This window comes from Streptomyces sp. PA03-1a, assembly GCF_033792805.1.
In the GTDB taxonomy this organism is placed as follows: domain Bacteria; phylum Actinomycetota; class Actinomycetes; order Streptomycetales; family Streptomycetaceae; genus Actinacidiphila.
On record NZ_JARAVO010000375.1, the window covers coordinates 1 to 5,996 of the forward strand.

A 5,996-nucleotide genomic window follows, 5' to 3' on the forward strand; every position below is an offset into this window, starting at 1 on the left:
GTCGCCACCCACGACCCCCAGCTCCTCGCCCTCGCCGACCGCGTCCTGGAACTCCGCGACGGCCACATCACCCCCACCGACTGACCCACGCCTTCCACGAAGAGTGGGGACATCACGCCCCTCGGCGCGTAAATTGGGATACGAACGGTGCCCATCGGTCGGCACCATGTGCATCCGTGTGAACGCGGAACGCACGGAGGTGAGGGGATCACATGGCTTCGGTGACCCGGGCGGCGCGGAACGTCGAGCACACCGCGGAGAGCCTCCACGAGGATCTGGTCCGTCTAGAGGCCCAGAGGCAGGCCCTGGAGAGGGAGCTCGCCGCGGTCGTGGCGCACCTCGGTTCGGTGCAGCGGGCCCTGGGCGCCCTCCAGTCGGTCATCCGCACCCCTGAGGCCGCCGCCCCCACCCCTGCGGACGTGACGTCCCCTGCCGGCACCGGCACGACGTACGGCAGGCTCACCGAGCAGATCATGGACTTCTTCGAGCAGGCCGGTGACGCCGAGGTACGTGCCCGCGACGTCGCCGCGGCCCTCGGGCGCGACGGTGACAGTGGCAGCATCAACGCCGTCCGGAGCACACTGGACCGCCTCGTGGGGGCGTCGCGCGTGGACCGTGCGGGCCGTGGCCTGTACCGGGCGCGCCGGGGGTAGGCCCCCTCCGGTCGGGGTTCGACATTCTTCGAACATTCGGGTTATCGTGACCCCATGGCGGACCAGCATTCCCACGAGGCGAGCGAGATGAGCCTGCCGCGCGTCCTCGCCGCGCTCAGCGATCCGACACGGATCGGGATCGTGCGCGTGCTGGCCGACGGCAGGGAACGCGGGTGGGGCCAGTTGCGGGCGCCCGTCGCCAAGTCCACCTTGAGCCACCATCTGAAGATCCTGCGCGAGGCCGGCATCACACGGACCCGCCAGGAGGGGACGCGCTGCTACGTCACGCTGCGTCGCGCCGAGCTGGACGAGCGGTTCCCCGATCTGACCCGGGCCCTGCTCTCCGCGGCCGACGCAGAGGACGTCGGCGAGGTCACCGTGGTGGATCCGTAGTCCGGGACACCGCCGTTGGAGTCCCGCGTGGTCACCGCGTGTGTTCGCCGTACTAATCTGTGTGCGCGGACGTTGGCCCCCAGGGGCCGGGAATGAGAGGACACATGGTCTCAGCAGCGCACACGACCGAGGATCTCCAGGTCACGGCCGGAGCCCTGCAGGGAGAACTGCAGCGCCTCGAGCTGCAGAAGCAGGCACTCGAACGGGAGTTGGCGGCGGTCGTCGCCCACCTGGGATCGGTGCGAAGGGCTCTCGGCGCCCTCGGCCACCTGGCGGTCACGGCTCCCGCCCTCGCGGCCGCGGGCACCCAGGTCGAGGAACGGCAGCCTCCCGTCGTGGAGGTCGAGGAAGCGAGGGCCGAGGAGGAGAGGGCCGGGGAAGCACGGACCGCTGAAGCGCAGTCCGAGGAAGCCGAGGACGGCACGGCGGAACGGAACGGCGCTTCCGCGGCGGGCGGCTACGGCAGGCTCACCGAGCAGATCCTCGACTACCTCGCCACAACAGGCGGGTCGGAGGTGCGGGCGCGCGAGGTCGCGGCGGCTCTCGGCCGGGACGAGAACGCCGGCAGCATCAACGCGGTGCGCAGCACGCTCGACCGGCTGGTGGGCGGCTCCAGGGTCCAGCGCGCCGGGCGCGGCCTGTACCGGGCCGCCGGCTGACGACCCGGGGCCACGAGGCCCCTGGCGCTTCGTTGTCACAATCCCGGCGGCTGAACTGTCAAGAGTGTGCTTGACCGGCGCTCCGCGCCGGGTGAGCGGCCGGAGGAGGGGGTTTCCCCTGCCCCCCTCCTCCGGCCGTTCGCGTCTCGACGGCTGTTCCGCCTGGAAGGACAACGATGCTCCCGAACACCGATGGCGCCCCCGACGTGCGGGCGATCGTCATGTCACTGGCCGCCGAGGCCGCCGCCCTGGAGGCGCACGTCCATCGGCTGCAGGAGGAGATCACCGCCGTGGACGCCCGGCTGGAAGCCGTGAACGAGTCCCTGCGCGACCTGCCCAGCCTGCCGGGCCTCGCGCGCCCGGACGCAGACGTAGACTGACGCTGTGACACAGCATGTGAACAGTGTGAACTCTTCCTCCTCGCCCGCTGCCTTCCCTCGCGCCGCCGACAGCACGGGCGGGCCACTCGCCCCGGGTACCCACACGATCACCGTCGACCACAAGGGCGCCGCCGTCGCGCAGCGGTACCACGTGGCCGGCGCCGGGGGCCCGGTGTGCCTCGCCCTCTCGGGCGGGCCCGGCATCGGCTGGGAGTACCTGCGCATGCCGCTCCTGGAGCGTGCGTTCACGATGGTGTACGTCGAGCCCGTCGGCACCGGCGCGTCCGGACGCCTGCCCGACCCGCGCGACTACACCTTGGCGACGTACACGCGCTTCGTGAACGCTGTGATCGAGCACCTCGCGCAGCCCTCGGTGACGCTGCTCGGCCATTCGTACGGCGGTTTCGTCGCCCAGCAGTACGCGCTGGAGCACCCGGAGCACCTCGGCTCCCTCGTCCTGTACGACACGTCCCCCGTGACCGGCGAGGAGTTCTGGGCGGACGCCGTGGCCAACATGGAGCGGTTCGCCCGCCGTCATGTCGCGGACCACCCCGAGGTCGCCACCTACGTGGAGGCCCTGACGGCGCCGCTCGGGCAGCTCGACGACGACGGCGCCACCGACTGCCTGCGCACGATCCTGCCGGCGTACGTCGTCGACTACTGGGGACGCGAGGACGAGTTCGGGCCCGCGCGCGGGTCCTTGCGCATGTACGCCGAACCCTCCCTCGGCGAGGGCCCCGCCTTCGACGTCCGCGAGCGGCTGTCCGGCATCACGGCGCCCACGCTGGTGCTGGTCGGCGCGGACGACTTCATCTGCGGACCGCGGTGGGCGCGGATGATCCACGAGCGGATCCCCGGTGCGCAGCTTGCCGTCCTGGAGGACACGGGCCACCTGGCGCACTTCGAGCGCCCCGGGCGGTTCGCGGACGTCGTGACCGGCTTCGTGCTGGAGCACGTGCCGGGCAACCGGACGTACGCCGGGCCCGCCGGACGGTCGTCCGGCGGGCCCGGGTCAGCGGGCGTACGGCCCGTCACTTGATGAGATAGGCCTTGAGCACGGTCTGCTTGAAGGAGTTGCCCGCGGCATCCTCGACGAAGGTGCGCAGGGACACGGCACCGCCAGAGAAGCGCTTCGGGTGGGACACCTTCACGGTGCGATGCATGCCCGAGCCCTTGACCTCGGCGCGCTGCAAGGTCTTGCCCTCGTCGTAGGAGACCTCGACGGTGAACGTGCGGACGGCGGACACCGGGGCCCCCTCACGCTGGATGTAGGCCGGGATCTCCAGCGTGCCGCCGGCTCCCGCGCGGTTCCACTCGTCGAGCTCCGGCGACATGCGGACCGCGTACAGCGGGAGCGACTTGGGCTGCTCGGTACCGGCGGAGCGGAACCGCCACTCCGCGGAATTGCCGGCGGAGATGTCGCTGAGGGCGGAGTCGCGGTCGTAGCTGGCCTTCAGCACGTGGTCCGCGGGAGTCGGGTCCTGTGGAACCGTGACGTCCGCGAAGGGGTAGCCGGAGACCATCTCGCCGTTGCGCCGGAGCTCGCCCCGGAGGATGCCGGTTCCGCTGCCGACGATGGGGGCGAGGATCCCGCCCCCGGCCGGTGATCCCGGGGGCAGGGAGGGCGCGGGGAGGGCGCGGAACGCGCCCCGGCTCAGCGCCGGGGCAGGTGGTACGGCTCGTGCGGCGTCCGGGAGGCGGGCACGACCAGGCCGTCCACGTACTGGCGGACCAGGCGCGGGCACCTGTCCTCGGTGGCCCGCCAGGTGGCGCCCGGCAGGGGGCGGCCGAGCTGGGCCACGACGGCGAGGACGTCCTCGGCGGTGATGTCCTCACGTACGCGTCCCGAACGCTGCGCGCGGGACAGCAGCCGCCGCGTGGCGCCGGCCACGCGGGCCCGCGGCCCGTCGGCCGCGCCTTCGGGCAGGCAGTACAAGGCAGCCGGCCGCGCGGACGCCATGGCTTCCAGGAAACCGCGGAGCGCGACCAGAGGATCGCTCGTGGCCAGCCGTGCTTCGGCGGCCACGGCCACCGCCGCGATCTGCTCGGCCACGTCGGTCAGCAGTTCCTCGCGGCTGGCGTAGTGGCGGTACAGCGTCGCGTTGCTGACCCCGGCCAGGCGGGCTATCCGGTCCAGCGACACGCCCGCGCCCTGTTCGGCGAGCAGGTCGGCGGCGGCCGTACGGATCCTGCGGCGGTTGCGCACCGCGTCGGCCCGCAGTCCGCCGTAGCGCGGCCCGCACTCCTGCTGCGCTCCGCCGTCCGGTGCGGAAGTGGTCACGCGCCGGTCCGCGGTGGGCGCGGGGCGCGCAGGTGGGCGCGCTGGGCCAGTTCGGCGTCGTCGACCAGGGTGAGCATCGGCCGGCCGGGCGCGCACAGCATGGTCACGACGAACCGGGTCCGCGCGTCCGGCAGGGCGTTGCCGTCCTGGTAGTGGATGACGTCCCCACCCGGCTCCCAGAACGTCTCACCGGCCTTGACGATCCGCTCCGGCTCGCCTTCGAGCTCGAACCGGACCGCTCCTTCGAGCACGTACCCGAAGGCCGGCCCCGAGTGGCGGTGGGGCGGGGTCCCGGGGTCGCCGGGGGGCCACTCGACGGCGATCGTCATCCCCGAGGCGCCCTCGGGGATGAAGGGGGGCTTGGCATCCTGCAGCATCGTCACCGCCGTCTTCCAGGCCTCCGACCGCGGCTGCTCGTTGCTGCTGCCCTGTGTCTCCGACACTGCGCTGCACCTCCTTGATTGTGCCCGAATTGTGCAGAAATGATGGCATGTCGCCGTTGCGCACGGCCGAGGTACCGACATCGGCCGGCGATGGCCACCACCGTCGTCCCTTCCGGGCGGACGTCGCTGCTCCTCCATACGACCGGACAGCACCCGCCGGTGTGACGTCCCCCGCCTTCGCGCCTCCCCGACCGCTCGCAGGAGCCGTCGCCCGGTGGTGTCACAACCGCGGCACGGGCGCGGTCACAGCAGGTGGAGTGGCCGGCTGCGCCGTCACGAGGACATCGGAGGGCCGACGGCCCCGCGGACGAAAGGGACCCGGATGAGAGTCGTTGTCGCAGGGGCCGGCGGTCTGCTCGGTTCCAGGACGGTCGCCAGGCTGCGGGACCACGGGGTGGAGGTCGTCCCCCTGCCGGACTGCGACCGGCCCGGAGCCGTCACGGACAGGGACCTCGCCGGGACACTGCGCGGCGCCGACATCGTGGTCGACGTCACCGACACGCCCTCGCCCGCCGAACCGGTCAGCCTGCAGTACTTCCGCACCGCCACCGCGCGCCTGCTGGCCGCGGCCGAGGCGGCGGGGGCCGAGCACCACGTGGTCCTCTCCTTCATGGGGGCCGAGCGACTGCTGTCGGGCTACTTCCGCGCGAAGCTGCTGCTGGAGGAGCAGGTGCGGCGCTCCCCGGTCCCCCACTCGATCGTCCGTGCCGCCCTGTCCTTCGAATGCGTCGAGGCGATGGCCGTGGCGGGCGCGGACCAGGACGGCGAGGTGCGCGTGGCGCCCGCCCTGGTGCGGCCCGTGTCGGCGGACGACATCGCGGCGGCGGTCGCGCGCGTGGCGGTGGGGGTGCCGCTGTTCGGCACCCTGGAGGTCGCCGGGCCGCACGAGTTCGCGCTCGACGAGCTCACCGCCGACCTGCTGACCGCCACGGGCGACGCCCGGAACGTCGTCACCGACGAGCACGCGTGGTTCTTCGGCGCCGAGCTGCAGCGACGGTCGCTGCTCCCCGGAGCGGACGCCCACGTGGGCCGCACGACGTTCCGCGAGTGGCTCACGCAGCGGTGACGCCCGCGGCACCCGCGGCACCGTCCGCGCCCGCCCCGCACCGCCCCGTCTCCGGCGGCCGCCGTCCGCGAGTCCCCCTCCGCGGCCGCCGGAGACGGGGCGGTGCGGGGCGGGCGCGGAC

Annotated in this window: 9 protein-coding genes and 1 pseudogene; 7 read left to right on the forward strand and 3 right to left on the reverse strand. The window is 73.0% G+C overall.

Going from position 1 to position 5,996, the window contains the following annotated elements; all coding sequences use genetic code 11:
- The 6 genes and pseudogenes from PV341_RS43215 to PV341_RS43240 all read left to right on the forward strand — a co-directional run.
- A pseudogene (locus PV341_RS43215) lies at window positions 1-84 on the forward strand (ABC transporter ATP-binding protein); the annotation flags it as partial.
- A 128-nt stretch (window positions 85-212) separates the two neighbouring features.
- Window positions 213-653: a hypothetical protein gene (locus tag PV341_RS43220; RefSeq protein ID WP_500324023.1), complete on the forward strand. Its 441-nt coding sequence runs from the start codon at window positions 213-215 to the stop codon at window positions 651-653.
- Between the two features lie 54 nt (window positions 654-707).
- Complete coding sequence (locus tag PV341_RS43225) at window positions 708-1,046, forward strand: ArsR/SmtB family transcription factor (protein WP_499509622.1); 339 nt, start codon at window positions 708-710, stop codon at window positions 1,044-1,046.
- Window positions 1,047-1,150: 104 nt separating this feature from the next.
- Window positions 1,151-1,705 (forward strand): hypothetical protein, encoded by a 555-nt coding sequence (locus PV341_RS43230; protein WP_500324022.1) that lies wholly within the window; start codon window positions 1,151-1,153, stop codon window positions 1,703-1,705.
- A 176-nt stretch (window positions 1,706-1,881) separates the two neighbouring features.
- Complete coding sequence (locus tag PV341_RS43235; protein ID WP_500324021.1) at window positions 1,882-2,085, forward strand: hypothetical protein; 204 nt, start codon at window positions 1,882-1,884, stop codon at window positions 2,083-2,085.
- Window positions 2,086-2,089: 4 nt separating this feature from the next.
- Complete coding sequence (locus PV341_RS43240; RefSeq protein WP_500360763.1) at window positions 2,090-3,124, forward strand: alpha/beta fold hydrolase; 1,035 nt, start codon at window positions 2,090-2,092, stop codon at window positions 3,122-3,124.
- On the opposite strand, the gene PV341_RS43245 is transcribed toward PV341_RS43240, so the two are convergent.
- The 3 genes from PV341_RS43245 to PV341_RS43255 form a co-directional block, all read right to left on the reverse strand.
- Window positions 3,117-3,608 (reverse strand): hypothetical protein, encoded by a 492-nt coding sequence (locus PV341_RS43245; protein ID WP_500360765.1) that lies wholly within the window; start codon window positions 3,606-3,608, stop codon window positions 3,117-3,119. The genes PV341_RS43240 and PV341_RS43245 overlap by 8 nt on opposite strands.
- Before the next feature lie 131 nt (window positions 3,609-3,739).
- Window positions 3,740-4,366 carry a TetR/AcrR family transcriptional regulator gene (locus tag PV341_RS43250; protein ID WP_500324018.1) on the reverse strand — a complete coding sequence of 209 codons (627 nt, stop codon included), beginning with the start codon at window positions 4,364-4,366 and terminating at the stop codon, window positions 3,740-3,742.
- The gene (locus tag PV341_RS43255; protein ID WP_500324241.1) at window positions 4,363-4,743 is read right to left on the reverse strand and encodes a cupin domain-containing protein; all 381 of its coding nucleotides are present in this window, start codon (window positions 4,741-4,743) and stop codon (window positions 4,363-4,365) included. Before PV341_RS43255 ends, PV341_RS43250 begins: the two co-directional genes overlap by 4 nt.
- A gap of 388 nt (window positions 4,744-5,131) precedes the next feature.
- Here PV341_RS43255 and PV341_RS43260 point away from each other — a divergent pair, with 388 nt between their 5' ends.
- On the forward strand, window positions 5,132-5,875 hold the full coding sequence (locus PV341_RS43260; RefSeq protein WP_500324017.1) for an SDR family oxidoreductase: 744 nt from the start codon (window positions 5,132-5,134) through the stop codon (window positions 5,873-5,875).
- Window positions 5,876-5,996: the final 121 nt, after the last annotated feature.

Excerpts from the sequence above, each read along its gene's own strand:
- PV341_RS43220 (WP_500324023.1), top strand. The coding sequence starts at position 213 with ATGGCTTCGGTGACCCGGGCGGCGCGGAACGTCGAGCACACCGCGGAG.
- PV341_RS43225 (WP_499509622.1), top strand. The coding sequence starts at position 708 with ATGGCGGACCAGCATTCCCACGAGGCGAGCGAGATGAGCCTGCCGCGC.
- PV341_RS43230 (WP_500324022.1), top strand. The coding sequence starts at position 1,151 with ATGGTCTCAGCAGCGCACACGACCGAGGATCTCCAGGTCACGGCCGGA.
- PV341_RS43235 (WP_500324021.1), top strand. The coding sequence starts at position 1,882 with ATGCTCCCGAACACCGATGGCGCCCCCGACGTGCGGGCGATCGTCATG.
- PV341_RS43245 (WP_500360765.1), bottom strand. The coding sequence starts at position 3,608 with ATGGTCTCCGGCTACCCCTTCGCGGACGTCACGGTTCCACAGGACCCG.
- PV341_RS43255 (WP_500324241.1), bottom strand. The coding sequence starts at position 4,743 with ATGCTGCAGGATGCCAAGCCCCCCTTCATCCCCGAGGGCGCCTCGGGG.
- PV341_RS43260 (WP_500324017.1), top strand. The coding sequence starts at position 5,132 with ATGAGAGTCGTTGTCGCAGGGGCCGGCGGTCTGCTCGGTTCCAGGACG.